Source organism: Tistrella mobilis (assembly GCF_041468085.1).
Classification (GTDB): domain Bacteria; phylum Pseudomonadota; class Alphaproteobacteria; order Tistrellales; family Tistrellaceae; genus Tistrella; species Tistrella mobilis_A.
Genome location: NZ_CP121017.1, coordinates 1,091,354 through 1,117,250 on the forward strand (window position 1 = coordinate 1,091,354; position 25,897 = coordinate 1,117,250).

At 70.2% G+C, this 25,897-nt stretch carries 26 protein-coding genes; 10 read left to right on the forward strand and 16 right to left on the reverse strand.

Annotated features, from left to right (window positions below; genetic code table 11):
• The first annotated feature begins 87 nt into the window (after nucleotides 1-87).
• Nucleotides 88-1,104 (forward strand): zinc-binding alcohol dehydrogenase family protein, encoded by a 1,017-nt coding sequence (locus P7L68_RS10750; protein ID WP_372005073.1) that lies wholly within the window; start codon nucleotides 88-90, stop codon nucleotides 1,102-1,104.
• On the opposite strand, the gene arsH is transcribed toward P7L68_RS10750, so the two are convergent.
• The 5 genes from arsH to P7L68_RS10775 form a co-directional block, all read right to left on the reverse strand.
• A complete protein-coding gene (gene arsH, locus P7L68_RS10755; protein ID WP_372005075.1) occupies nucleotides 1,094-1,858 on the reverse strand; it encodes an arsenical resistance protein ArsH in 765 nt (254 codons plus the stop codon). The two genes, P7L68_RS10750 and arsH, sit on opposite strands and share 11 nt — an antisense overlap.
• Nucleotides 1,855-2,916, reverse strand: a complete 1,062-nt coding sequence (arsB, locus tag P7L68_RS10760) for an ACR3 family arsenite efflux transporter (RefSeq protein ID WP_372005078.1) — start codon at nucleotides 2,914-2,916, stop codon at nucleotides 1,855-1,857. Before arsB ends, arsH begins: the two co-directional genes overlap by 4 nt.
• Before the next feature lie 8 nt (nucleotides 2,917-2,924).
• Nucleotides 2,925-3,263, reverse strand: a complete 339-nt coding sequence (locus tag P7L68_RS10765; RefSeq protein WP_372005080.1) for an ArsR/SmtB family transcription factor — start codon at nucleotides 3,261-3,263, stop codon at nucleotides 2,925-2,927.
• A gap of 103 nt (nucleotides 3,264-3,366) precedes the next feature.
• Complete coding sequence (locus tag P7L68_RS10770) at nucleotides 3,367-5,046, reverse strand: L-lactate permease (protein ID WP_372006817.1); 1,680 nt, start codon at nucleotides 5,044-5,046, stop codon at nucleotides 3,367-3,369.
• 167 nt (nucleotides 5,047-5,213) lie between these two features.
• Nucleotides 5,214-6,695 carry a PLP-dependent aminotransferase family protein gene (locus P7L68_RS10775; protein WP_372005082.1) on the reverse strand — a complete coding sequence of 494 codons (1,482 nt, stop codon included), beginning with the start codon at nucleotides 6,693-6,695 and terminating at the stop codon, nucleotides 5,214-5,216.
• A 168-nt stretch (nucleotides 6,696-6,863) separates the two neighbouring features.
• On the opposite strand from P7L68_RS10775, the gene P7L68_RS10780 reads away from it, so the two are divergent.
• Nucleotides 6,864-7,841 (forward strand): threonine dehydratase, encoded by a 978-nt coding sequence (locus P7L68_RS10780; RefSeq protein WP_372005084.1) that lies wholly within the window; start codon nucleotides 6,864-6,866, stop codon nucleotides 7,839-7,841.
• A 90-nt stretch (nucleotides 7,842-7,931) separates the two neighbouring features.
• Here P7L68_RS10780 and cqsA read toward each other — a convergent pair whose 3' ends face one another.
• The gene (cqsA, locus tag P7L68_RS10785) at nucleotides 7,932-9,212 is read right to left on the reverse strand and encodes an alpha-hydroxyketone-type quorum-sensing autoinducer synthase (RefSeq protein ID WP_372005087.1); all 1,281 of its coding nucleotides are present in this window, start codon (nucleotides 9,210-9,212) and stop codon (nucleotides 7,932-7,934) included.
• Nucleotides 9,213-9,712: 500 nt separating this feature from the next.
• On the opposite strand from cqsA, the gene P7L68_RS10790 reads away from it, so the two are divergent.
• The 4 genes from P7L68_RS10790 to P7L68_RS10805 are packed head-to-tail and all read left to right on the forward strand — an operon-like array spanning nucleotide 9,713 to nucleotide 12,166.
• Nucleotides 9,713-10,000, forward strand: coding sequence for a DUF2282 domain-containing protein (locus P7L68_RS10790; RefSeq protein WP_372005089.1), 288 nt, complete (start codon nucleotides 9,713-9,715; stop codon nucleotides 9,998-10,000).
• Between the two features lie 46 nt (nucleotides 10,001-10,046).
• Nucleotides 10,047-10,907: a DUF692 family multinuclear iron-containing protein gene (locus P7L68_RS10795; protein WP_372005091.1), complete on the forward strand. Its 861-nt coding sequence runs from the start codon at nucleotides 10,047-10,049 to the stop codon at nucleotides 10,905-10,907.
• Nucleotides 10,904-11,671: a putative DNA-binding domain-containing protein gene (locus tag P7L68_RS10800; RefSeq protein ID WP_372005094.1), complete on the forward strand. Its 768-nt coding sequence runs from the start codon at nucleotides 10,904-10,906 to the stop codon at nucleotides 11,669-11,671. The genes P7L68_RS10795 and P7L68_RS10800 overlap by 4 nt, the downstream gene beginning before the upstream one ends.
• An 18-nt stretch (nucleotides 11,672-11,689) precedes the next feature.
• Nucleotides 11,690-12,166 (forward strand): DoxX family protein, encoded by a 477-nt coding sequence (locus tag P7L68_RS10805; RefSeq protein ID WP_372005096.1) that lies wholly within the window; start codon nucleotides 11,690-11,692, stop codon nucleotides 12,164-12,166.
• On the opposite strand, the gene P7L68_RS10810 is transcribed toward P7L68_RS10805, so the two are convergent.
• The 3 genes from P7L68_RS10810 to P7L68_RS10820 form a co-directional block, all read right to left on the reverse strand.
• Nucleotides 12,156-12,500: a cupin domain-containing protein gene (locus tag P7L68_RS10810; RefSeq protein WP_372005098.1), complete on the reverse strand. Its 345-nt coding sequence runs from the start codon at nucleotides 12,498-12,500 to the stop codon at nucleotides 12,156-12,158. The genes P7L68_RS10805 and P7L68_RS10810 overlap by 11 nt on opposite strands.
• A gap of 132 nt (nucleotides 12,501-12,632) precedes the next feature.
• On the reverse strand, nucleotides 12,633-12,884 hold the full coding sequence (locus P7L68_RS10815) for a DUF2312 domain-containing protein (protein WP_014747925.1): 252 nt from the start codon (nucleotides 12,882-12,884) through the stop codon (nucleotides 12,633-12,635).
• Nucleotides 12,885-13,012: 128 nt separating this feature from the next.
• A complete protein-coding gene (locus P7L68_RS10820) occupies nucleotides 13,013-13,909 on the reverse strand; it encodes a helix-turn-helix domain-containing protein (protein ID WP_372005101.1) in 897 nt (298 codons plus the stop codon).
• A 166-nt stretch (nucleotides 13,910-14,075) separates the two neighbouring features.
• Between P7L68_RS10820 and P7L68_RS10825 the strand changes: the two genes are divergently transcribed.
• Nucleotides 14,076-14,342 carry a DUF1427 family protein gene (locus P7L68_RS10825; protein ID WP_372005103.1) on the forward strand — a complete coding sequence of 89 codons (267 nt, stop codon included), beginning with the start codon at nucleotides 14,076-14,078 and terminating at the stop codon, nucleotides 14,340-14,342.
• 29 nt (nucleotides 14,343-14,371) lie between these two features.
• The gene (locus P7L68_RS10830) at nucleotides 14,372-16,291 is read left to right on the forward strand and encodes an amidohydrolase (protein WP_372005105.1); all 1,920 of its coding nucleotides are present in this window, start codon (nucleotides 14,372-14,374) and stop codon (nucleotides 16,289-16,291) included.
• A 48-nt stretch (nucleotides 16,292-16,339) separates the two neighbouring features.
• On the opposite strand, the gene P7L68_RS10835 is transcribed toward P7L68_RS10830, so the two are convergent.
• From P7L68_RS10835 to P7L68_RS10845, 3 genes are read right to left on the reverse strand one after another with little or no spacing between them, the layout of a single operon-like run.
• Entirely contained in the window at nucleotides 16,340-16,642 is a 303-nt protein-coding gene (locus P7L68_RS10835) for a DUF1244 domain-containing protein (RefSeq protein ID WP_372005108.1), read from the reverse strand.
• 52 nt (nucleotides 16,643-16,694) lie between these two features.
• Nucleotides 16,695-17,441, reverse strand: coding sequence for an N-formylglutamate amidohydrolase (locus tag P7L68_RS10840; RefSeq protein ID WP_372005110.1), 747 nt, complete (start codon nucleotides 17,439-17,441; stop codon nucleotides 16,695-16,697).
• A gap of 12 nt (nucleotides 17,442-17,453) precedes the next feature.
• Nucleotides 17,454-18,197, reverse strand: a complete 744-nt coding sequence (locus P7L68_RS10845; protein WP_372005113.1) for a creatininase family protein — start codon at nucleotides 18,195-18,197, stop codon at nucleotides 17,454-17,456.
• A gap of 203 nt (nucleotides 18,198-18,400) precedes the next feature.
• Here P7L68_RS10845 and P7L68_RS10850 point away from each other — a divergent pair, with 203 nt between their 5' ends.
• Together P7L68_RS10850 and P7L68_RS10855 are read left to right on the forward strand one after the other, a co-directional pair.
• Entirely contained in the window at nucleotides 18,401-19,675 is a 1,275-nt protein-coding gene (locus P7L68_RS10850) for a glycerate kinase (RefSeq protein WP_372005116.1), read from the forward strand.
• Nucleotides 19,676-19,784: 109 nt separating this feature from the next.
• Nucleotides 19,785-20,033, forward strand: coding sequence for a type II toxin-antitoxin system VapB family antitoxin (locus P7L68_RS10855; RefSeq protein ID WP_372005118.1), 249 nt, complete (start codon nucleotides 19,785-19,787; stop codon nucleotides 20,031-20,033).
• A gap of 138 nt (nucleotides 20,034-20,171) precedes the next feature.
• On the opposite strand, the gene P7L68_RS10860 is transcribed toward P7L68_RS10855, so the two are convergent.
• From P7L68_RS10860 to P7L68_RS10875, 4 genes are all read right to left on the reverse strand, one after another.
• The gene (locus P7L68_RS10860; RefSeq protein WP_372005121.1) at nucleotides 20,172-21,734 is read right to left on the reverse strand and encodes a hypothetical protein; all 1,563 of its coding nucleotides are present in this window, start codon (nucleotides 21,732-21,734) and stop codon (nucleotides 20,172-20,174) included.
• Nucleotides 21,731-23,806 (reverse strand): iron-containing redox enzyme family protein, encoded by a 2,076-nt coding sequence (locus tag P7L68_RS10865; protein ID WP_372005124.1) that lies wholly within the window; start codon nucleotides 23,804-23,806, stop codon nucleotides 21,731-21,733. Before P7L68_RS10865 ends, P7L68_RS10860 begins: the two co-directional genes overlap by 4 nt.
• A gap of 37 nt (nucleotides 23,807-23,843) precedes the next feature.
• Nucleotides 23,844-25,601 (reverse strand): thiamine pyrophosphate-binding protein, encoded by a 1,758-nt coding sequence (locus P7L68_RS10870; RefSeq protein WP_372005126.1) that lies wholly within the window; start codon nucleotides 25,599-25,601, stop codon nucleotides 23,844-23,846.
• 71 nt (nucleotides 25,602-25,672) lie between these two features.
• Nucleotides 25,673-25,840 (reverse strand): hypothetical protein, encoded by a 168-nt coding sequence (locus tag P7L68_RS10875; protein ID WP_372005128.1) that lies wholly within the window; start codon nucleotides 25,838-25,840, stop codon nucleotides 25,673-25,675.
• Nucleotides 25,841-25,897 lie beyond the last annotated feature (57 nt).

The following is a 25,897-nucleotide window of genomic DNA, read 5'->3' on the forward strand; positions in this document are numbered from 1 at the left end:
ATGTCTCTGGTGATCTGCCCAGATTATCCGGGCGAGACGGAATGTCTATCGTCGGGGCATCACACACCGCCCCATGGAGAGGCAGCCATGAAAGCCGTCGGCTTCTTCCGCTCCCACCCGATCGATCATCCCGAAGCCCTGCTCGATCTCGACCTGCCCGAGCCGGTGCCGGGCCCCCATGATCTGCTGGTCAGGGTGGCTGCGGTCTCGGTCAACCCGGCCGATGCCAAGATCCGCAGCCGGTCTGCCCGTGACGCCCGGCGCGAGACGGCCCGGGTGCCCGGCTATGATGCGGTGGGCGAGGTGGTGGCCATGGGCGAGGCCGTCACCGGCTTTGCGCCCGGCGACCGGGTCTGGTATGCCGGCGACGTCACCCGCCAGGGCTCAGACGCCGAGTTGCAGGCGGTGGATGCCCGCATCACCGCCCATGCGCCGAAAAGCCTGGACGATGCCGCGGCCGCTGCCCTGCCGTTGACGGCGTTGACCGCCTGGGAAGCCCTGTTCGACCGGCTGGAGATCCCGATGGGCCGGGCGGCGCCGGGGGCGACGCTGCTGATCATCGGCGGTGCCGGGGGTGTCGGTTCGATCGCAACCCAGATCGCCCGGCAGTATACCGGCCTGACCGTGATCACCACGGCCTCACGCCCGGAAAGCCGGGCCTGGAGCCTGGAGATGGGGGCCGATCACGTCGTCGATCATCGCAATCTGGTGGCGGAGGTGCGGGCACTTGGCTTCCGGACGGTCGATTACATCTTCAACACCGCCGATACCGCCGGCCATTGGGAGGCGATGGTAGAGCTGATCCGCCCCCAGGGCCGGATCTGCGGCATCGTGGAGCATGATGGCGGCATCGACCTGTCGCGCCTGCAGGGCAAGTCGGCCGGCTTCGTCTGGGAATGGATGTTCACCCGTCCCGTCTGCCAGACCGCAGACATCGCCCGTCAGGGCGAGATCCTGGCCACCGTGGCGGCCGCGGTGGATGACGGCCGCCTGAAGACCACGCTCACCCGGCGGATCGCCGGGATGGATGCCGCCGGCATCCGGGCGGCGCATCGGGCGATCGAAAGCGGCATGACCATCGGCAAGATCGCGATCACGCGCTGACGCCGGTCGATTTCACCACCAGATCCGACACATGGCCTGCCTTGTGTCCGGTCTCGCGCCGCTCGGAATAGCGGTCGACCAGCTGGCCCGCATAAGGGCGGAGCAGGATGGTGAAACGGACCAGTTCCTCCATCACGTCGACGATCCGGTCGTAATAGGCCGAGGGGCGCATGCGGCCGGCCTCGTCGAATTCCTGCCAGGCCTTGGCCACGCTCGACTGGTTGGGGATGGTGAACATCCGCATCCAGCGGCCGAGCAGGCGCAGCGTGTTGACGGCGTTGAAACTCTGCGAGCCGCCCGAGACCTGCATCACCGCCAGCGTCCGGCCCTGGGCGGGGCGCAGGGCGTTCATCTGCAGGGGCAGGTGGTCGATCTGCGCCTTCATGATGCCGGTGATCTGGCCATGGCGTTCCGGGCTGCACCAGACCTGGCCCTCGGACCAGAGCGACAGGGCCCGCAGTTCATGCACCGCCGGGTGGTCGTCGCCCGGCACCTGGTCGGGCAGGGGCAGGTCGCGCGGGTCGAAGATCCGGGTTTCGGCCCCGAAGGCTTCGAGCAGCCGGGCCGCCTCTTCGACCGCGAGGCGCGAGAAGGAGCGGTCGCGCAGCGAGCCGTAGAGCAGCAGGATCCTGGGCTTGTGATCCGGCCCGCCCGGTGCCAGACCGGCGGCGGGATCGGGGATCACATAGCGCGGGTCCAGCGCCGGCAGGTGATGGGGGTCCGGAAGCGGGCGCAGGCGGGTGATGGTGGTCATCGACGGACGGGCCTTGAGGTTGGGGTGGTCCAGAAACGCGCGGCGCGGCGGGCGGCCTGGACCAGCAGGATCAGCACCGGCACCTCGACCAGCGGCCCGATCACGGCTGCGAAGGCAGCCGGGGAAGCGAGGCCGAAGGCGGCGATGGCGACGGCGATCGCCAGCTCGAAATTATTGCCGGCGGCCGTGAAGGCGATGGCGGTGGTGCGCGGATGATCGGCGCCGATCCGGCGGCCCATGGCGAAGGAGATCGCGAACATCAGAACGAAATAGATCACCAGCGGCAGGGCGATGCGCAGCGCATCGAGCGGCAGACGAACCACGTCGCCACCTTTCAGCGCGAACATCGCGACGATGGTGAAAAGCAGGGCCGCCAGCGTCACCGGGCCGATCCGGGGCAGGAAGCGGGTTTCGTACCAGTCGGGGCCGCGGGCGGCGATCAGAGCCCGACGGGTGAGGAAGCCCGCGAGGAAGGGGAGGCCCAGATAGATCGCGACCGCCTGGGCCACCGTGCCGAAGCCGACCTCGATCACCACGCCGTTGAGCCCGACGAGCGGCGGCAGCACGGTCAGGAAGAACCACGCATAGAGGCCGAAGAACAGCAGCTGGAAGATGGCGTTGAAGGCGACCAGCCCGGCCACGTACTGGCCGTCACCGCCGGCCAGCCGGTTCCAGACCAGGACCATGGCGATGCAGCGGGCCAGGCCGATCAGGATCACCCCGGTCATGTAGCCCGGCTGGTCGTGCAGGAAGATCACGGCCAGCGCGAACATCAGCACCGGGCCGATCAGCCAGTTCTGGACCAGCGACAGCAGCAGCACGCGACGGTCGGCGAAGACCTTGGGCAGGTCTTCATAGCGCACACGGGCGAGCGGCGGATACATCATCAGCACCAGCCCGATCGCGATCGGCAGGTTGGTGGTGCCGATGGTCAGCCGGTCCAGCGCGGCCGGCAGGCCGGGCAGCAGATGGCCGAGCGCGATGCCCGTGGCCATGGCCGCAAAGATCCAGAGGGTGAGCCAGCGGTCGAGGAAGGAGAGGCGGCCGGTATCAGGCATGGGTCGGCTCAGTCATGGCAGGTATCCGGGGATCCGAGGGGCGGCAGACCGCAGCCGGCCGGATTGCCGCCGCAGCAGTTTTCGGTGAGGAAGCCGACCAGCCCGGTCATCCGGTCGAAGGCGGCGGAGTAGATCAGCGAGCGGCTTTCGCGCCGGCAGAGAACCAGCCCCGCCTGTTTCAGCTGGGCCAGATGAAACGAGGCGGTGGGGGCGGCAAGACCGATCGTCTGGGCGATCTGCCCCGCGGGCAGACCCTCCGGCCCCGCCTGGACCAGCAGGCGGAAGATGTCGAGCCGGGCCTCGTGGGCGAGCGCCGCCAGGGCGGTGATGACCTCTGTTTTTTCCATATTTCTAGAATAATAAAAATATAAGAGCCGTCAAGCCGTCAAACCGTCTCGCGGGAGGGGGAGGGGGAAAGGGGGGGCATGGGCCCCCCCCCGCGAGACGCGATCAGGCCGGGATGAGCGGGTCGCCGAGGCCGAGCAGGTGGAAGCCGGCCAGCAGCAATGCGCCGGCGAGCAGCACGTAATAGATCGTCGGCAGGATGGTGATGCGGAGCGTCGAGCCCTCGCGGCCGAGCAGGCCGACCGTGGCCGAGGCGGCGACGACATTGTGGATGGCGATCATGTTGCCGGCGGCGGCGCCCACCGACTGGCCCGCGACCATCAGCGCCCCCGACAGGCCGAGCAGTTCGGCGACGCTGAACTGGAACTGGCTGAGCATCAGGTTCGAGACGGTATTCGATCCGGCGAGGAAGGCGCCGAGCGCGCCCACCGTGGGGGCGAAGAGGGGGTAGATGTCACCGACACCATCGGCGACGGCGCGGGCCATCATCACCGGCATGCTGGCAAGCCCTTCGGCATTCACGCCGGAATTGATCATCACCCGCACCATCGGCACGGTGAAGATCAGCACGAAACCAGCGCCGAGCAGGGTGCCGGCGCTTTCGCCGACCGCCCGGCCGAAGGCGGCGGGCTTCATGCCGTGGAGCACCAGCGTCACCAGGCAGACGATCACCAGAATGCCGCCCGGCAGATAGAGCAGGGCGAAATCGCCGCCGATCCCGGTCTCGCCCAGAATGTCGGTGGCCCGGAAGGTGGCGGATTTGAGCGCGTCGCCCACGGCAGGCACCGTGCGGCTGACCACCAGAATGACGGCGAGCAGCACATAGGGCGCCCAGGCGAGCGCCACCGGGATGCGGCGGGCCGTCAACTGGTCGAGCCGGATCTCCACCCGGCCCATCCAGCCGGCCGGCCATTCCGAGGGCGGGGCGAAATCCCAGCGGTCGCGGGGCACCAGGAAACCGGCCCGGGCGGCGGCGGTGACGACGCCGAGCCCGATCAACCCGCCCAGCAGCGACGGGAATTCGGCCCCCAGGAACATGCCTGCCGCGACATAGGGAATGGTGAATGCGAAGGCTGCGAAGATTGCGAAGGGCAGGATTGACAGACCTTCGCTCCAGGACCGGTTGCGACCGAAGAAGCGGGTCATCACCATGATCAGGAACAGCGGCATCAGCGTGCCGCAGATCGCATGGATGATGGCCACTTCCGAGGTGATCAGGCCGAAAAACGCATCCCAGGACGAGCCCCGGGCGGTGAGCGTCGCCGAGAGCGCCGCCCGGTCGAGCCCGGTCTGCACGCCCACGATCAGCGGTGTGCCCACCGCGCCGAACGAAACCGGCGTCGACTGGATCATCATTCCGAAGACCACGGCCGCTGCGGCCGGGAAACCCACCGCCACCATCAGCGGGGCTGCGACCGCAGCCGGGGTGCCGAAGCCCGAGGCGCCTTCGATGAACGAGCCGAACAGCCAGGCGATCAGGATCACCTGCACCCGGCGGTCGGGGCTGATCGCGGTGAAGCCCGAGCGGATCGCGGCGATGCCGCCCGAATGCTTCAGCGTGTTGAGCAGCAGGATGGCGCCGAAGATGATCCACAGCAGGCCGGCGGTCTGGATCAGGCCCTGAAGGGTGGAGGCGAGCACGCGGTTTCCGCTCATCCCCCAGGCGCCGAGGGCGATGGCGACGGTCAGCAGATACACGATCGGCATGGCACGCGCCGCCGGCCAGCGCAGGCCGATCAACATGATACCGGCCACGAGGATCGGCAGGAAAGCCAGCAGGGCCATAAGCCCGGAGGTCTCGGTGGGCACGGGAGTCATACCTCCTGGAACGGGCGCCCGGCCCGGTCGGCGGCGGGCGGCGGTTGCTTCCGGCGGGTACTCTTCAAGAAGTATGACTAATCAATGACGGGATTCATAGGATGGATCTGCAACCCGTGATTTTGTGATCCGCTTTACGCGATCGGGCGGAGCGGAGCCGGTGCCGGGTGCGGATCCAGCAGCCGGGCCAGGCGGTCGAGCGCCTTCAGGAACACGGCGTCGTCAGGGGCGGCGGCCAGCGACAGGCGGGCAGCGGCGGGAACGGGAACCGGTGGCACGGTGAAGGCGCGGGCCGGGGCGATGCGCACGCCGGCGGCTTCGGCAGCTTCGGCGAAGCGGTCGGGATCCCAGATATGGGCGGGGTTGCGGCCGGGGCCGAGGCCGATCCAGGCATGGGCGCAGGTTGGGGCGAGGGTCAGATCCAGCCCGGGCAGGCGCTGGTCGAGCAGGGCGCGGCGGCGCAGATTGGCCGCACGGGCCGCGGTGGCGAGGGTTTCGGCCGTGCCGTCGGCAATCCAGCGGGTGACGATTTCGGCACCAAGCGGCGGCGCCATCCAGGCCGAGGCCCAGAGGGCGGCGGCGATGCGGTCGTCGAGGGCGGCCGGCGCCGCCAGCCAGCCGACCCGGAGCCCAGGCCCCAGCACCTTGGACGGGCTGCCGACCAGCAGCACCTGATCGGGGCAGAGCGCCGCGACCGGGGCCGGCAGGGCGGCCGGGGGGGCAAGGGGGGCGTGAACATCGTCCTCGATCAGGAACAGGCCGCGGCGGGTGATCACCCGGGCCAGATCCGCCCGGCGGGCCGGCCCCATGCTGGCACCGGTGGGGTTGTGCAGGGACGGCGAGAGAATGGCGCCGCGAAGCCGGCCATCCTCGGCGGCCAGCCGGTCCAGCGCGCCCGGGTCGGCGCCTTCCGCATCGATCGGCAGGGGTTTGAGGCGGATGCCGCGGAAGCGGGCGGCGGCCAGGATGGAGGGATTGGCAAGACCTTCGACCGCCACCGCCTCGCCCGGGGCGGCGATGGCGGCCAGCGCCACCACCAGCGCATGCTGGGCACCGGCCGTGACCGTCAGCCGGGCCGGATCGGGCGACCAGCCGGCCCGGCCGAGCCAGAGCGCGCCGGCCTCGCGATGGCGTGCGGCGCCGCGGGCCGGCTGATAGGCCAGCAGCTCCGCCGCCTGCGACCCGGCGGCCATGGCGGCAAGCGTGCGCGAAAGGGCGGCGGCCGCGGCGGGGTCGGCAGGCTGGGCCAGCGACAGATCGATGAGGCCGGTCTCGTCCTCGCCCTCTGCCGAGGTCTCGCGGCGGCGGCGCGGGCGGGCCGGCTCCCGCGGGGCGATCACCCCGTCATCGGCGCGGCGGCGCCGGCCGACCCGGGTTCCCCGGCCGACCTCCGCCGTCACCAGGCCGCGCGCCGACAGTTCTTCATAGGCGCGGGTGACGGTGGCGATGGCGACGCCCAGCCCCCAGGCAAGGCGGCGCTGCGGTGGCAGGGCGGCTCCGGGGGCGAGACGGCCGGCGGCGATGTCGGCGGCGATGATATCGGCGAGGGCGCGATAGACCGCGCCGCCACGCGCGGTCTCCACCGCCTGCCGCCAACCGTCCTGCAGCGCCTCCATGATTGCACGCCTCCATCTGGTGAAATTTGCCCTCAGGACAATCGCGCCGTTGACGGCCGGCCGGTGAAGGCGTGTCCTGAGGGTGATGTCAGGACGATACAACCATCTGAGCTGACAAGGTGATTTTAAAGATTGTCCTTAGGACGATTTCGGACGGGAGACCCTGAGATGACCGATGCCGCGCTGGAGGATGCCCGCCGGATCGTGGGTGAGGCCATGGCGCCCACGCCGCAGATCGCCTGGCCGCTGCTGGCCCGGCGCCTGGGGGTCGAGACCTGGGTGAAGCACGACAACCATACCCCGATCGGCGCCTTCAAGCTGCGCGGCGGGATCGTCCATGTCACCCGCCTGCTGCGGGCGCGGCCGGAGGTGCGGCATCTGATCGCCGCCACCCGCGGCAATCACGGCCAGGCGGTCGCCTTCGCCGCCCGGCGTCACGGCATTGCCGCCACCATCGTCGTTCCCCGTGGCAACAGCGCCGAAAAGAATGCCGCGATGCGTGCGCTGGGGGCCGAGGTGGTGGAGGGGGGCGCCGACTATCAGGCGGCGCGCGATCATGCCGCGGCCATGGTCGAGGCCTCAGGCGGGCGGGCGGTGATGGTGCCGGCCATCTCTCCCGACATCGCCGACGGCACCGCCACCCAGTCGCTGGAATTCCTGACCGCGGCGCCGGCGCTCGACCGGCTTTATGTGGCGGTGGGCATGGGCTCGGGCATCTGCGGCGCGGTGCGTGCCCGCGATGCGCTGGGGCTTGGAACCGAGATCGTGGGCGTGGTCGCGGAAGGTGCACCGGCCTATGCGCTGTCCTTCGCCGCCGGCCGACGGGTCGAAACCGACCGGGCGGACACTTTTGCCGACGGCATCGCCTGCCGGTCGCCGGATCCCTGGGCACTGGAGGTCATCGGCCGCGGGGTGTCGCGCTTCGTGACCGTGTCGGAAGACGGGCTTGCGAAGGCGGTCAGGGCCTATCATGCCGATACCCACAATCTGGCCGAAGGGGCAGGGGCAGCCGCCCTGGCCGGGGCCATGGCCGATGCCGCCGCCGGCCGTCTGGCGGGCTGTCGGCGGGTGGGCGTGGTGCTGTCGGGCGGCAATATCGATGCCGCGCTCTATGCCGGGCTGATCGCAGCACCGGAAGCGGCCTGAGCATACAAGGCCTGAGCACACAAGGATTGCCGCCGCCTGCCGGATCGCGGGCGGCCCCGCAGGGCCGCCCGCCGTGTCGGGATCCGTGGATCAGGCCGCGTCGCGGTCGATGCGCAGATCACTGACCAGCAGATCGCGGCAATCCGCCGCCGCCCGGATCACCCGGTCGAGATCGGCCTGGGTGAGGCCGGAATTGACCGTGAGCCGGACCAGCGACCGCCCCTTGGGCGTGGCCGGCGCACAGAACACGGCGCCGAAGATGCCGTGATCTTCCAGCCGGTCGCGCAGCTGCGCCGTTTTTGCCTCGGCACCGCCGATCAGCGAGATGATCGGCGCCGGGCTGTTGCCGACATTGATACCGGCCTCGGCCAGACCCGCGCGCAGATAGGCGGTGTTGGCGAAAAGCCGCGACCGGCGGTGCTCGTCGGTGCGGATGACGTCGAGCGTGGCACGGAAGCCTGCGATTTCATGCGGCAGGACGGTCGAGCTGAAGATCGCCGGCCGCGAGGTGTAGCGGAAGTATTCCAGCGTCTTCTTCGTGCCGGCGACGATGCCGCCGCGGCCGACCATGGCCTTCGACAGGCTGAAGGTGCGGAAATGCACCCGGTGTTCCAGCCCCATGGCGGTGACGAGGCCGGAGCCCTGCGGCCCGAACACGCCGACGCCATGGCTTTCATCGACCACCAGCATGCAGCCGGTCTCTTCGGCAAGGTCGCAGAGCTGGTCGAGCGGGCAGAGATCGCCGCTGGTGCTGTAGACCGAATCGACCAGGATCACGCCCGGGCCGTTCTTGGCGATCACGCTGCGCAGATGGGCCATGTTGTTGTGGCGGAAGGGCCGCGGCTTCGCGCCCGCGCTGTGGATGCCCTGCCAGAGCGAGGCATGGCCGTAGAGATCGACATAGACCGGGGTGTCGGCATCGGCGATCGCCTGGATCAACCCGTCATTGGCGGCCCAGCCCGACTGGCAGAGGGCGACACCCTCGGCGCCGAGGAAGCGCGCCATCTCGCGCTCATAGGCGCCCTGGGCGTCGAGGAACTGCACGAACACGCCCGACATGAAGGTTTCGGTCTTCACGTCATCGAGCGCTGCGCGGAGCGCGCCGATGATCCGGCCGTCGTCGGCGAGCGAAAGATAGTCGTTGTTGGCCAGCATGATGGATCCGGCCTGCGGCGCGCGGCCGACCGTGACATGATGCTCGGGGTACTCGGCCTTCCACTCCGCCATCCGGCGCTGCAGGCCCGGCAGTTCGGGGGCAAGACCGCCCTGGCTGCGGGGCTGCGCCGCGGCGAAGGGCTGGGGCCCCGACAGGGTGCGGTGCAGGCTGTCGATGGCGGCGTTGCGCACGGCGGCGATCTCATTGGTGAGCATGTGTCTTCTCCTGAGGTACAGGTCCGGGGATTCGGACAGGGGGATGGCGCGTTTCTCGCGCAACCGGGCGGCCATCGGCGCGTTCTGCCCGATGTTCGCAATCCGGAGCTGCGTCCATGGACGCGGGCTCGCTCTAAGCTACATGGGGAGAGGAAGGGATCGAATCATGAACTGAAACTTAACGACGATATTGAATCACATGTCATTCATCTTCAGGCCATAGAAGACACACGTATGAAGGGTGGCATGGCCGGAGATCCTTCAACGGTGTTTTGATTTATTCACACAACTTATAGACGTATAGAATTTCGGACGATTCCCGCACTATCGGCGCCGGGGGGGCGTCACGCGGGACGCACGAAATCGTGAAGACGACGGGGCACAGGGTGATTGGCGGCCGGATCGATATCCTGGCTATGCTCATCTCAAGGACGGCAGGGATGCGGACGGGTTCCAGGGGGAACCGGCATTGCCGCCCGACCGAGAGGGAGCAGACTCCGATGACCATGCGTATCGACACCGTCACCGCCGCCATTGCCGCCGCCATGTCGCTGGCCGCGGTGACCCTCGCCACCGTGCCGGCCACGGCGGCCGAGACCGAGAAGTGCTACGGCATCTCCAAGGCCGGGCAGAACGACTGCGCCAATGCCGCCGGCACGCATTCCTGCGCCGGCATGTCGAAGACCGATTATGACGGTGCCGACTGGAAGGCCGTTGCCAAGGGCAGCTGCGTCGGCATGGGCGGGATGCTGGAGCCCTTCAAGGGTATGAACCCGAAGAAGAGCTGATTTTTCCGCAACGTGAAACGACCTGTCCGGCAGGAGGTGCGGTGATATGGCAGGCACCAGTGCAACCGCAGGCATCGGCCTGCGCCCGCCGCACCTTCCCGGTCTTCTGGCAGGAGAGGTCGCCCGGCCCGGCTGGGTGGAAATCCATGCCGAAACCTTCATGGCCTCCCGCCCCGGGGCCGGATCGCATCCCCGGCTGCGGGATCTGGAACGTCTGCGGGCCGATCTGCCGGTCTCGATCCACGGTGTGGGCCTGTCGCCCGGCAGCGTCGGCGGGATCGATGCCGATCATCTGGCGCGGCTCGCCGATCTGGTCGACAGGCTGGAACCGGTGCTGGTGTCGGAACATGCGGCCTGGTGCCGGACACCCGCCGGCTGGATCGACGACCTGCTGCCGGTGCCGATGACCGTCGGGGCGCTGCGCATCCTGGCCGACAATGTCTGCCGCATTCAGGACGTGCTGCGGCGGCCGCTGCTGATCGAGAACCCGTCCACCTATCTGCCGCTCCGGGCCGAGATGGACGAGCCGGCTTTCCTTGCCGATCTCGTCCGGCGAACCGGCTGCGGCCTGCTGCTCGACGTCAACAACATCGTGGTCAGCGCCCATAATCTGGGCCGCGATGCCGGCGCCTGGCTGGCGGCTATGCCGCTTGCGGCTGTGGGCGAAATCCACATCGCCGGGCATGCGGTGGAACCCGATCCCGACGACCCCGCGGCGCCGGCGCTGCTGATCGACGATCACGGCCATCCGGTGGCAGATCCGGTCTGGGATCTGCTCGACCGGGCGCTGGCGGTGACCGGCCCGGTGCCGGTGCTGCTGGAACGCGACACCGACCTGCCGCCCTGGGCGGCGCTGGTCGCCGAGGCGGCGCGGGCCGACCGGGCCATCGATCGGGTGCGGCCATGAGCCTGGGCGACTTCCAGGACCGGATGGCGGCAATGGCGTTCGGCCGGGCGCCGGTCGATCCGGCGGCGATCGCCGGCTGGACCGATCCCGGCTGGTCTGCCGCCGCCCTGCAGCGCCGGCTGGCGGTCCATCGGCGCAATGCCGCAGGGGCCGCGATCGAGGCGCTGGCCGCGGTGTTTCCGGTCACCCGGATGATGATCGGTGACGCAGCATTCGCAATCTTCGCACGCGCATATCTGCGTGATCACCCCCCGGCCGTGCCGCAGCTGTCGGCCTGGGGGGCGGATTTCCCCGACCAGCTGGCGGCGGAGGCCGATCTCTGGCCGGCGGTCGCCTGGGTGGCACGGCTGGAATGGGCGCGGGTGGCGGTCTGGTTCGCCCCCGAGACCGCATCCTTCCACCCCGGAGACGCGCCGCCCGACCGTCTGGCGCTCCGGCCCGCGGCCATGGTGGTCGATGCACCCTGGCCGGTCCAGGCGATCTGGGCGGCCCATCAGCCGGATGCCGCCATGGATCTGGCCGATGCGGTGGCGCGTGGACCGGACTGCGTGCTGGTGGTGCGGGGCGTCTCGGGCCTGCCGGTCCATCATCCGATGCCGGCCGGGACCGGCATCCTGGCCGGGCTGTTCCGCCCGGACGACGAAGGGCGGGTGCCGGCGCTCACCGCCGTGGTCGCGCTGGCGCTGGACCGCCGCCCCGATCTCGACCTGCCGGCGGCTCTGGGCGGGCTGATCGCGGCAGGCGCGCTCGGCCCCGTCGGCTGATCATCGAAGGATCTTCACATGCGACGCATCCTGCAGGGCTATTACCGCCTGCCCGGCGCCGGCGACGGCTGGATCGCGGCCGGTCTGCTGGCGGCGCTCCGCCTCTGGCTGGCCTGGCCCTTCTTCCATACCGGCATGCTCAGGGTCGAGCGCTGGTCGACCCAGACTTTCCTGTTCGGCGAAATCCATCCGCTGCCGGGCGTCGATCCGTGGATCGCGGCCCTGCTGACCACCACGGCCGAACTCACCCTGCCGGTGCTGCTGGCCGCGGGGCTCGCCGGCCGGCTTGCGGGGCTTGGCCTCGCGGTGATGTCGGCCACCATCCTGCTTGTGGTGGGCCAGACCCCCCAGGGGCTGGAGAACGGCATTTCGCAGCCGGCCGAACAGATCCCCTGGATCCTGGCCGGTCTGGTCATCGCGCTGGCAGGGCCGGGGCGGCTGGCGCTGGATCGGGTGATCGCCGCCCGGCTGGCACCGGCGCGGATCAGATCTTGACCACGTAGTCCTTGAGAGTGGTTTCCACCACCTCCCAGGTGCCGGTGAAGCCTTCCTGAAGGATGAAGGCATCGCCCGGGCCGACCTTGCGGGCGGTGCCGCCATCCTCGGTGATGATCGAGACGCCCGAGCGGATGCGGCAGTATTCCCAGCAATCGCTGACGAAGCGCCATTTGCCGGGTGTCGCCTCCCACAGCCCGGCGGCGAGGCCGTCGGCCCGTTCCTCGACACTCCAGGTGCGAAAGGCGGGCGCCCCCTCCAGAACATTGGCGGGGTTGGGGGTGGACTCCTCCGGCTCGATGCCGTCGATGTCGAGTGCAGTGAACATGGCCATGGCATCGTTTCCCCTCTGATCCGGGGCGCGCACCGCCCCCCGGGGGGAGAGCATAGCCCGACGATTGCGGAACGAAAACGGGCGCCGCCTCGGCGAAGAGGCGGCGCCCGTTCGAATTCCGTCGCCGGGGGCTCAGCCGATCGGCATGCCCAGGGCGCGCTTGTAGAGTTCGAGCAGTTCGTCCTGCTCCGCCACGTCGTGCGGCTCCATCTTGCGGAGCTTGAGCACCTGGCGCATCACCTTGGTGTCGAAGCCGTTGCCCTTGGCTTCGGCGAAGATCTCGCGGATGTTCGCGGCGATGCCGGCCTTCTCTTCCTCCAGCCGCTCGATCCGCTCGATATACGAGCGCAGCACGTCGCCCGCGATGCCGCCGACCTCGGTCATGGATCGTATCCCCGTCTCTCAAGGCAGATGACCATCGGAACCCCCGACTGCGGGGATCCCGTGCAAGGGCGGCAAGATAACGGCTGGCGCGGGCCGGCGCAATCGCGGCGATGCGGTGGCAGACCGGCTCAGCCCTCGCGGAATCGGGCAGGGGTGACGCCGAAGCTGCGCCGGAAGCGGGTGGTGAGGTGGGCCTGGCTGGCGAAGCCGGTCGCGGCGGCGATCTCGGCGATCGGCAGGCGGGTGCGGGCCAGCAGGTCGCGGGCCCGTTCAAGCCGCAGCCGCATGACATAGCCGAGCGGGGTCTCTCCGGTTTCGCTGCGGAAGCTGCGGGCGAAATGATAGGGGGTGAGGCCGGCGGCCCCGGCCAGATCCGACAGGCGGATCGGCTCGTGCAGCCGGTCCATGATCAGAGCATGCACCCGGGCGACCCGCCCGCCCGGCAGGCCGGATCCCTGCGGATCCCCGACCGGTGTGGCGCGGTGGCGGCGCAGCAGGTCGAGGGCGATCAGATAGGCGCGGGAATCCATCTCGATCGGCCCGGGCGGGTCGGCGGTGTCGAAGGCGCGGGTCAGATAGGCCGCCACCTGCCCCGGCAGCTCGCCATCCGGCTGGCCGAAGAAATCCGCCAGCCGCCCGGCGCCGCGCCGCCCGCCATGGCCGTCGTCGACCTCGTCCAGCAGCGACTGACGGAAATAGAGATGGGCGTAGTCGACCGGCGCCGCCGCCTCGGCCCGGAAACGGCCGCCGCTTCCGGGGGCCTGAAGCGAGACGGCGCCGTCTCGCGCAGCCTCGTCGACCACCGGGCGGTCGACCCGGCGGACCACCGGCCCGGCGATCTGGATGGTGAGCACGTAATGGTCGACACCGGGGAAGTCGGTCGCCTCGCCAAGCCGCGCCACCTGGCGGCTGACCGGCGCATTCCATCGTTCGGCGACGCCTACCGGGCTGGTCGCCACCGCCCCGCCCAGCCGGCGATAGAGCGCCAGATGCGCGGGTTCCTTATCGAAGGCGTGAACGCCCATCTCCGCCCTCCCTCGCCGGACAGCAATCTGCGGCTAAGAATTAAAGCAATCCTGTGAAAGACGCATCAGGCCGATGGCGGGAAGCTGCGCTGACACTGTCGTCGCTCAGGCGACAGTGTCACAGACCCTGGCCACAGACCTTGCGGAGCGGAGGCCGCAGCACCCCATGAAGATGTATGTCCTCTCCCTTGGTGCCGGCCTGCTGAATGTGCGCTCGCCCGCGCCGCCGGTCATCGCTTTGCTCGGACTTCTGGGTATTCTGATCGGCGAGCAGGTTGTGCCGCTCGCGAAGCGCGCGCTCGGCGGCGAGGGCATCACCCTGTCGTGGATGCGCGAGGAATGCACCCCGCACATCTTCGGTGATCTGCCCCGGCGGGCGTCGAAGACCGGGGGGCGCGATGATCCTGCATCCGATCCCACCCGCCCCGCCTGATGCCCCGCCCAATCGAAGGATCGCCATCCATGTCTGCATCCAGCGGATCACCGACAGCCGACCTGCTGCTGGTCAACGGCCGGATCACCACGCTTGACCCAGCCAACCCGGAGGCGGATACGGTGGCGATCGCCGACGGCCGCATTCTGGCCGTCGGCCGCCGCCAGGATCTGGCGGTGACGACCGGCCCCGAGACCCGGGTGCCCGAGACCCGGGTGATCGATCTGGGGGGCCGGCGGGTGATCCCGGGGCTGAATGACAGCCATACCCATCTGATCCGTGGGGGGCTGAACTACAACATGGAGCTGCGCTGGGAGGGGATCGAAAGCGTTCACGACGCGCTGGCCCTGCTCAAGGCCCAGGCGCGGGTAACCCCGGCGCCGCAATGGGTGCGGGTGGTGGGCTCGTTCACCATGTACCAGTTCCGCGAGAAGCGGCTGCCGACGCTCGACGAGATCAATGCCGCCGCCCCCGACACGCCGGTGTTCATTCTGCATCTCTATGACCGGGCGCTGCTGAACCGGGCGGCGCTCCGCGCGGTGGGCTATACCCGCGACACGCCGGAACCGCCGGGCGGCGAGATCCGGCGCGATGCCCATGGCGAGCCGACGGGGTTGCTGCTGGCCAAACCCAATGCCGCGATCCTTTATGCGACGCTCGCCCGCGGGCCGAAGCTGGAACCGGAGGATCAGATCAATTCCACCCGCCAGTTCATGCGCGAGCTGAACCGGCTGGGCGTGACCAGCGTGATCGATGCCGGCGGCGGTTTTCAGAACTACCCGGACGATTATGCGATCATCCGCAGGCTGGCCGAGGACGACCAGCTGACGGTGCGCATCGCCTACAACCTTTTCACCCAGCGTCCGGGCGCCGAGAGAGAGGATTTCGTGAACTGGGCCGCCCAGGTGAAGCCGGGCGATGGCGGCGACTGGTTCCGCCACAACGGTGCCGGCGAGATGCTGGTGTTCTCGGCCGCGGATTTCGAAGACTTCTTCATGCCGCGCCCCGAACTGCCGCCCGAAATGGAGGGCCAGTTGGAACAGGTGGTGCGGGTGCTGGTCGCCAATCGCTGGCCCTTCCGCCTGCACGCCACCTATGACGAAAGCATCGGCCGCGCGCTCGACGTGTTCGAGCGGGTGAACCGCGAGATCCCCTTCGATGGGCTGCACTGGTTCTTCGACCACGCCGAAACGGTCACCCCGCGCAATCTGGAGCGGATCGCGGCGCTGGGCGGCGGCATTGCGGTTCAGCACCGCATGGCCTTCCAGGGTGAGGCCTTCGTCGACCGGTATGGCGCCCGCGCCGCCGAGACCACGCCACCGGTGCGCCGGATGCTGGATATGGGCCTGCCCGTCGGCGGCGGGACCGATGCGACCCGGGTCGCCAGCTACAACCCCTGGACGGCGCTCGCCTGGCTGGTGACCGGCCGCACGGTGGGCGGCCTGCAGCTCTATCCGCCATCGACCCGCCCTTCGCGGCTGGAGGCGCTTGGCATGTGGACCGAGGGCTCGGCCTGGTTCTCGACCGAAGGGGGGAAGAAGGGTCGGATCCAGGCCGGGCAGTTCGCCGATCTGGCGGTGCTGTCCGAGGATTTCATGACGGTCGCCGACGAGGCGATCGCCGGCATCGAAAGCCTGCTGACCATCGTCGGCGGCCGGATCGTCCATGGCGCCGGCCCCTTCGACCGGCTGGCGCCGCCGCCACTGCCGGTCAGCCCCGACTGGGCGCCGACGAAGCGCTATGCGCTGGATCAGGTGAAGCAGCGCAAGGCGGCGATGGCGGCCGACGGTATCGACCGGTCGGTCGCGGCCGCGGGCAGCTGCTGCGTCAGCGCCTGCGGCATCCACGGCCATGCCCATGCCCGGCCGCGCGCCGCGGCCCTGCCGGTGCAGGACGGCGACCTGGCCGGCTTCTGGGGTGCCGTCGGCTGCGGCTGCTGGGCGGTCTGATACCGCCCGGAGGGGCCGGGCGAAGCCGGCCACCGTCGCGTGCGGTGGTCAGGCCTTGTGTGCGTCGGCCTGCTTCGCGGCGAAGGCCGCCTGCTGTTCGGGCGTCGCCTCGGTCTGGTGGCGGGCCTTCCATTCGCCATAGGGCATGCCATAGACCAGCTCGCGCGCGGCTTCCTTGTCGATCGGTTCCCCCTTTTCGGCCGCGGCCTCGGCATACCAGTTCGACAGACAGTTGCGGCAGAAGCCGGCCAGGTTCATCAGATCGATGTTCTGTACCTCCGGCCGGTCGCGCAGATGCTGGACCAGGCGGCGGAAGACGGCGGCTTCGAGTTCGGTGCGGGTGTCGGTCATCTGGCTGGTCCTCATCAGACGGTAGATGCGGGATGTGGGGGGTTGAGGCCGGTCAGTCCAGCCCGGCGAGTGCTGCCGAGAGGGCGGCCGCGATCAGACCGGCCATGATTGCCGCGCCATCCGGCGTGGCGATCAGATCCTGGCGGATCTCCAGCGCCACATAGGGCAGGCCGCGCCGTTCGGCATGGATGTCGGTGGTGTAGCCGCGCATGGTCTTCAGCGAATAGGGCTGGTTGTCGCCGACCACAAGACCCGGAACCCCGCGCAGACGGCCGAGCAGCGGGGTTGCCAGCCGGTCGTTCAGGGCGTGGAGCACGCCGATATGCCAGGGGCGGTGCCGCCCGTCCATCCGGTCGGTGCAGGAATGGACCGAGACCACCGCCGGGTGCAGCCCGGCGGCCACCAGGGCCGTGATCCGGCGGTCGACCGCGGCATGATAGGGGTGAAAGATCCGCGCGGCGCGGGCCTGATGCTCCGTTGCATCGGCCCGGCGGTTGCCCGGCACCTCGATCCCGTCGGACCGGCCGGGCATCGAGGCCGGATCGTCCAGGAAGCGGTTCACGTCCAGCACCAGCCGGGACACCGTGGTGAGCACGGCGGGGGCATTGAAGGCGCCGGCCAGGCGCCGGGTCACCTCGGCCGCGCCGATATCCCAGGCCACATGCCGGTCGAGCACGGCCGGATCCAGGCCAAGCCCGTCATATTCGGGCGGGATATGGTTGCTGGCATGATCGCAGAGGAAGATCACGCCGCTGCGGCCCTCGGGGCGGATCACTTCGGGCAGGAAGGGTGCGGTCAAGGACGGCCTGCGTCAGCTGTCGTCGCCGGAGGCGAGGACGGCGGCGCGGACGATCTCGGTCGCGCCGGTCGCCCCAAGAGCGGCGAGCAGGGCATGGCCCTTGTCTGCCGAGGCGGCGGACGGGTCGCCGATCACGCCGCTCCGGGTATAGGCGGCCATGCCCAGTTCCGTCAGCCGCGGCCGCTCGCGCGCGCCATCGGCCGCAGGCAGGGGCATCGCCACGGCATCCGGGGCGGCAGCCAGCAGGATCGAGGTCTCGATCTCGCCTGCATGCATGTCTTCCGAGAGGCTGCGGGCGATCCCGGCCGCCTGCAGGGCTTCTGCCCAATGGTCACGGCCGGGCAGCAGCAGGGTGCGGGGATGGGCGGTCAGGTTCAGCTCCTGGACCAGATTGGCCAGCACGTAATTGCCGCCATGGGCATTGACGATGGCGAGCACGCCGATGCCCTGATGGCGCAGGCTCGCCGCCACATCTTCGATGAAGGCGGAAAGCGCGCGGGCGCCGACCCAGATCGCACCGGGAAAGCCCGCATGTTCCTGGGAACAGCTGACCGGCAGCGGCGGCAGCACCAGCGTCGCGGCCGCCATGTCGGCCGGCAGGGCGTCGTGGATGGCGGCGGCCACGGCGCCCGCGATCAGCGTGTCGGTGGTCATCGGCAGATGGGGGCCGTGCTGCTCGAACGACCCCACCGGCAGGATTGCAGCCAGCGGTGCCGTGGCGGCCAGATGGGGCAGGCGCTGTCGTGACGGGATCATCGGATGCGGATCTCTCGGACGAAGCGGATTGCTCGACGAAGGGGATCTCCCGGCGAAAGCTGGCACAGCCGGGATGGCCGGCCGGGCGGTCGCCGGAAGGGTGGCCCAAGAATGGCCCGTCCGGCAGGACTTGCCAAGCCGTGCGACCTCCGGTCACGATCTTAAACCCCGCATGTTCCCCCGAAGAGACGGATCCGCCGCTCATGACCCTCGCTCCCGACGCCCTGCTCCGGCGCCTGTTCGATGCCGGCCTGGCGGCCAGCCTGCCGTCGGCGGCGCTGCTGGCCCCGCATATGCCGGCGCCCCCCAAAGGCCGCCTGCTGGTGCTGGGCGCGGGCAAGGCCGGGGCGACGATGGCGGCGGCGGTGGAAGAGCTGACCGCGGGCTGGCCGATGCGGCCCGAAGGGCTGGTGATCGTGCCCTATGGCCATGGCCTTGAAACGCGGCATATCCGCGTGGTCGAAGCCGCCCATCCGGTGCCGGACGAGGCCGGGCGGCGGGCGAGTGCGGCGCTGATCGATCTGGCGCGCGGCCTGGGCCCCGACGATCTTCTGCTGGCGCTGATTTCGGGCGGCGGCTCGGCACTGGCCGCGGCACCGGTGGCGGGGGTATCGCTCGACGACAAGCGGGCGGTGACCCGGGCGCTGCTGGCCTCGGGCGCGCCGATCGGGGCGATGAACACCGTCCGCCGGCATCTCTCGGCGATCAAGGGCGGCCGGCTGGCGGCCGCGGCGGCGCCGGCCCGGGTGGTGACGCTGGCGGTTTCCGATGTGGCCGGCGACGACCCGGCCACCATCGCCTCGGGCCCGACCGTGCCGGACGCGACCACGCTGGCCGATGCCAGGCGCGTGCTGGCCGACTGGGGCATCACCCCGCCCGAAAGCGTCGCGCGGGCCCTCTGCGACCCCGCAAACGAGACCCCGAAACCCGGTGATGCGGTCTTCGATCGGGCACAGTACCGGATGATCGCAACCCCGATGCTGGCACTTGAGGCCGCGGCGGCAGAGGCGGCGCGCCTTGGCCTCACACCCCTGGTGCTGGGGGACCGGATCGAGGGCGAGGCCCGCGAGGTCGCCCGCGCCATGGCCGGCATGGCGCTTTCCGCCCGTGCCCATGGCCGGCCGGTGCAGGCGCCCGCGGTGCTGCTTTCAGGGGGCGAGACCACGGTGACCGTGCGTGGAGACGGGCGCGGCGGCCGCAACGTCGAATTTCTGCTGGCCCTCGCCCTGGCACTGGGCGGTGCCCCCGGCATCCACGCCCTTGCCGCCGATACCGACGGCATCGACGGCGCCGAGCCGGTGGCGGGTGCCGTGATCGGCCCCGACACGCTCACCCGCAGCCGCACGCTCGGCCTCGACCCGGCGGAGGTGCTGGCCCGCAACGACGCCCACACCCTGTTCGCCCGGCTGGAGACCCGGATCGTGACCGGGGCGACGCGGACGAATGTGAATGATTTCAGGGCGATTCTGGTCATGTGACCTGTCGGCCCCGCGCCCCGAGAATCTGGCGGTTACAGCCTATCCGCCCCATCTATGGAGGGGTAAGCTGAGGCCGGAAGGCGGCCCGTCTGCGAAACAGGGGGATGTCATGAGTCTGAACGTCAAAGATCCGGAAGCCCGGCGTCTGGCGCAGGCTATTGCCGATGCGACCGGCCAAAGCATGAGCCGCGTCGTGACGGAAGCCCTGCGCGAGCGCTATGCACGGCTCCGACAGCCCTCCGCCAAGGCGAGCGTCGAGGAGCTTCTTGCCATTGCAGATCATGCTGCAGCCCACGTAAAACGCCCATATCTTGAACATGGCGATTTGCTTTACGATCAACGTGGGCTGCCGAAATGATTGTGGATACCTCCCCTGGCGAAGGACATGGCAGAGCCTTTGCTTTTTAAGGGCAATGACTTCGGCGAGACGGATCTTCCGAGAGCAGCGCCGACGTCGTCATTCCGCTGACGGCCGCTGCTGCCGGATTGACCCGCATCAGATCAGGCCGTCGCGTGCCCAGTCGGCCAGGTCCCGCGCCGGTACCGGCAGCCAGTCGGGGACAGGGCGGCGGGCGGGGTCGCCGTGGAAGGCGGCGAGCCAGCCGAGTGCGCGGGCGTTCAGCTCCACCATCAGCGCATAAAGATCCAGCGCCCGGCGGGCATCGTCGCGGCCCAGATGCGGGATTTCGGCACCCAGCCGGCGGGGCATGGTGGTGTGATCGAGGCCGATATTGATCTGCTCATGGGCGCGGACCTCGGCATCGTCGGCGGCGGCGATGCCGGCGGCGGCCAGCCGGCCGTTCATCGGGTTCGGCCGGCCGGGCAGGCCTTCGGTGACGATCAGCACGGCCGGGAAGGCTGCGGGCGCACGATCGGCGATCAGGCCCAGGATCTCGACATAGGCCGTGAAGGGCGGCAGCGGCAGACCGTTGATCACCGCCTCTGCATCCAGCCCCAGCCGGCGGCAGGCCTCCAGCTCGTGCGTTTCATGGCCGCTTTCCTCGACATGATAGCGCCGCATGCGGCCGCGCAGCCCCGGGCGCAGCGCCATGCGCATCGCCGGCAGGAAGATGTCGGTGATCCGCGCCGAGACATGGTACTGCGCCAGATAGACGCCGCGCGCGACCGCGGTCGCGATGCCGGAATCCCGGGCTGCCAGCAGGGCACCGATCCGGTCGTCGCCGATGGCGGCAAGCAGGGCAGGCGTCATGGCCTCGGCAGCCAGGATCAGGCCGATCCCGGTTTCGGGGATCGGCGCATCCGCGGGCGGCAGCGCCCGGCGTGCAGCCCCGGGCAGACCGGCCAGGACCAGCGTGGTGGCGACCACGCCCAGATGGCGCTCGGCCTCGGCGATGTCGTAGAGGCAGCCGGGCGGGGGCGAGAACCGGGCTTCGGTCCCGGTCAGCCGGGCCAGCAGGCGGCCGGTGGCGACCAGGCTCAACGGCGCGGTTACCGCCCAGCCTTCGACCAGCATCCGCAGGATGGCAGCATGGAAGCCGGTGCCCCGCGGCAGCTCCGGGGGCGGGGCGAAGGGGCCGGCCTGGCCGCCGCCGGCGATCAGGTCGCGGATCCGGTCGAGCAGGCTGCGGGCGAGATCCAGCAGCGCGGCATGATCGAGCCCGCCGATCTCGCGCCGCCCGGCGGCGATCCAGCCTGCGGCCCGGTCGAGGGCGGCATCCAGCCGGGCGTGATCGGCGACCAGAACGTCATGGCCGTCATCGGTTTCGGCGATCAGCCCCAGCCGGTCGAGCCCGTCCAGAAGATCGACCAGACCGTCGGGATCGGGATCATGACCGGTGGCGAGCTGTTGCGCGCGGGCGGCGGAGGCCCGGCGCAGGGTCGCCCACTCGCCTGCCGCCGGATCGCGCAGCCGGTCGAGCCGGGCGGCAAGCTCGGCCGCCCCGATGCCGGTGACGTCGAGTTCGGTCACACCGCCCTCGTGGATGAGGGCAAGGCTGTCGGCGCTGCGGGGCTCGATCTGCAGCACCGCCAGTCGCGGCCGGCGATAGGCACCGAGGCTCCAGGGGGAGAAGGGGGCGGCAGGGGCGGGCGCGGTCATCGGGCAGGCTCTCCGCGGGGGGCGGTCATCGAAAGCGGCAGGCGCAGGGCCGGGGTCGGGTCGGTGCCCGGCCCGTAATGGCTGAGGATGCGGCGCTCCAGCCGGTCGAAGGCTTCAAGCAGCGTGACGGCTGCCTTGAGCGTCACCAGACTCTGCTCCCGGCCGATGAAATCGCGCAAGCCCATCAACCGGGACGAGATGTCGCCATGGGCGCCCTCGTCGTTCAACCCCGCATGCCAGACCAGCGGCGACCAGAAGCCTTCGGGCAGGTCGAGCATCCTGGCCCGTTCGACCAGCAGATCATGGAAACGTTGCGCCGGCCGTTCGAACAGGAAAAGCAGGGCCTCGAACGAGATCGGATCCTGTGCGGCGAGCACCGCCAGCGTCGAGGTGAGCGCGAAGGTTTCGGGCAGGGGCACCAGCCGGTCGAGCAGGGCCTCGTCGATGCCGACCGCCCCCAGCGCATCGGCAAGGGTGCGGTCATGGCCGACCTCCTCGGCAAGGAAGCCTTCCAGAAGCCGGGTCCGGGCCGGCGGTCCGGCATGGCCGAGCGCCGGGGCAACCGCCCGCGGCCCCATCCTGACCACCTGATGATATTCGATCGCATAGCCGATCAGCTGCGCGCGCGAGGCGCTGCCCTCGGCGAAGGCCCGGCCGAGGGCGCCGGCGCAGATCCGGGTCTCGGCGGCGGCGACGAAGCGGCGCAGCTCGCGCATCGCCTGCGCACCCGACACGCCATGGGCGATGCCTGGATCGGCATCCTCCAGCAGGCCCAGCCCGTCGAGCGCCTGCAGGATCTGGCCGACGCCCGCGGCACCGAAACCGGGGGCCACGGCCGCCAGCCGTTCACGCGTGGCGCCCTGAGCCAGGGCCGCCATCAGCCGGCGGGCCTCGTCCAGCCCTTCCGGCAGAATGTCGATCGCACAGCCCTGATCGCCATAGTCGAGCCGGATGGAGGCGGCCTCGATCGCCACCCCCACCCCATCGCGCAGCCTTGGCCGGCGCGGCACCGCAGCTTCGGGCGCCGACGGATCGGTGGTGACCATGCCTGCGATCGCCGGCAGATCGGTACCGGGGGCGAAACCTTCCACCCGCCGCACCCGGTCGCCCGGCACGGCGTAATGGTCGAGAATCGCGCCGTAGAAGTCGTCATACAGCTCGACGAACAGGTCGAGCCCGTCGATCACCCGGCCGAGTTCGTCCTCGCCGATACCGTCGAGCGCGTCGAAGATCTCGCGGGTGAGCAGGCCGTGGCCGCCGTTCATGTTGATGCCGGCATGGGCGCGGATCGGGCCGATGAAGGCCTCGTCCATGCCGCGGCGCTCGGCCGCGCGCACGAAGCTGTCGACATCGATGTCCCGGCCTTCCAGCACGCCCAGCGTCGCAAAGAACAGGATCGGATCGGTGCGCGCCCAGTGCGACAGCGCATTGGCGAGCGCCATGGTCTCGGGCAGCGGCACGGTGCGGGCCAGGATTTCGCGGTCGAGCCCCACGGCTTCGAGCGCTTTCAGGATCAGCTCGTCATGGCCGACCTCTTCGCCGTAGAAGCGGTTCATGGCCACGCGGGCCGGCGTGCTGCCGGTCCAGGCCAGAACCGGGCTGTCGAACCAGCTTTCGCGGAACAGGAAGTGGTAATTCTCGATCGCCATGCCGTGAAAGACCCGCTCGGGCACGGCATGGGGGTCGTCGAGCATCGCCCGCCAGAACCGGTTGCGATAGAGCCGGGTGAAGAGCAGCCGGTTGGTCCGGTCCTCGATCGCGAACAGGGCGGCCCGACCCGACCGGGCAGCCGGCGGTGCCGCCTCGTCGACCAGATCGAAGGCGGCGAGGTCGCGGATCAGCCGGGGCATGTCGGCACCGCCGGCTTCGCGGTGGAGCGCGTCGGCATCGCGGCCGCCATCGATCAGGCGCAGCACCCGGCCGAGCGCCGGGGCATCGACGCCCCGGGCATCCAGATGGAAACGCTCGCCGCCGCAGTCGAGGGCGATGCCGTCCGCGGCCTCGATGATGCGGGCGGCGAGGCGGGGCCGGCGGAGGGGAGAGGCTTGGGGCGGAACGGGTTCGATGGACATGGGGAGCGGCCCCCTCGTGATCGTGACGTGTGAACGCTCAGGACTTGAAGGCGTCGGGATCGCCGCCGCCGAAGGCTGCGGCGATCGCCTTGCCCGAGACGGCGCCCGCCGGGCGGCGGGCGGCCGGATCGAGCATCACCTCGACCACGGCAGGCACGCCCGCCTCGGCGGCACGGGCGGCGCGGGCCAGGGCGGGGGCAATGCCCGATGCCCTGTCCACCCGCTCTCCATGGCCGCCCAGCGCTTCGGCCAGGCGGTCATAGCGGGTGGCGCGGCTCAGGAACTGGCCGTCGAGATTGGCGTCGCCGAAGATGTCGTCATGGAAATTGCGCATCTCGCCCCAGGCGCCGTCATTGCCGATCAGCACGACGAAGCCGGTCCCGGCGCGCACCGCGCTGTCGATCTCCATGGCGTTGAAGCCGAAGGCGCCGTCGCCCTGTACGGCCAGCACCGGGCAGTCGGGCCGGGCCAGGCGGGCTGCGATGGCAAAGGGCAGGCCGATGCCCAGGCAACCGAAGGGCCCGGGATCCATCCAATGGCCCGGCCGGCCGACCGGAATGGCGCCGGCGGTCTCGGCAATCACGTCGCCGCCATCGCCGATGGTGACGGTATCGGGGGTGACGAAGCGGGCGGCCTCGGCGGCAAAGCGGGCATGGTCGATCGGGCCGTCGCCGTCCAGGCTCTCCCGAAGTGCCCGGGCCGCTCTGGCATCGCGGGCGGCAAGCTGTTCGGGCCACGCGACGGGCACCCGGTGGCCGTCGGCCTCGAAGGTTTGGGCAAGGGCGGTCAGGAAATGGCGCGGGCAGGCGGTGATCCCCATCACCGCGCCGCGATTGCGGCCCAGTCTCGCGGGGTCTGCATCGACATGGACGATCACGCAATCGGGGTCGATCAGCGGTGCGCGGCCATAGTTCAGGCGGAAGTCGAAATCGATGCCGACCGCGATGATCAGATCGGCCGCGGGCAGGGCCCGGGCGCGTGCCGCGGTATGCATCTGCGGATGATCCGGCGGCAGGATGCCGCGTGCGGCACCATTGGCGAAGACGGGGCAGCCAGTCTCGCGCGCGAACCGGTCGAGCGCGTCTTCGGCCCCCGCCCAATAGACACCCGAGCCCGCCAGCAGCAGGGGTGTGCGGGCGGCGCGGAGCAGGGCGGCGGTCTTGGCCACGGCATCCGGGTCGGCGGCGGGGGCGTGGCTCTGGCCGCGACCCTGCGCAAAGCTGAGGGCGTCGGCCGGCAGCCGGCCCATCAGCAGGTCGAAAGGCAGATCCAGCGCCACGGGCGCCGGGCGCGGCACCATGGCGGCCGCGGCCGCCTCTGCCAGCAGCTCGGGCAGGCGCCACAGGTCGCCAGGGGTTGCGGTCATGCGGGTGACCGGTTTCAGCATGTCGAGCTGGGGGGCCTCCTGCAATGCGCCCATGCCTTCGGTCGCCCCCGGATTGCGGCCGGCAAGCAGCATAAGCGGGCTGCCGGCCGCCCAGGCATTGGCGACCGCGACTGCGGCCCCCACCACGCCCGGCCCGGCGGTCGCCGCCGAAACCTGAACCTGACGGGTCAGGCGGGCCATGGCATCCGCTGCATGGGCGGCGGCCTGTTCATGGCGGAAATCGACCAGCCGGATGCCGGTGCGCGCGCAGCCGTCGAACAGCGGCGACAGATGTCCGCCGGTCAGCGTGAAGAGATGGCCGATGCCCAGCGCGCGCAGCTGCGCGGCGGCGACGATGCCGCCATGGAGCAGGGGCGCCGGATCGGCATCGATCCGCGATGCAGCCGGATCGGGGGCGGCGTGGCTCATCGGGAGGGAGCTTCCTTCGGGGGGGCACAGGGAAGGTGCCGGCCCGGCTCTGCAGGCCGGCACCCGACGGCTCAGAGATGCACGGCGATCAGCACCGGCTTCTCCTGGGTCGCCGGCCGGATCTGGACCAGGAAGGTCTTGCCGCCGGTCAGCCCCGTGCGCAGGGCAATGTCCGGCTCCTTCGCGTCCAGCCCGAGTGCGGCCACCGTATCCCTGACGTCCACCACTTTGTCGCTCATGGCGTCTCCCTCCATACGGGGATTGCAGAAACACCAGCATTCTACCTTAGGTTAACA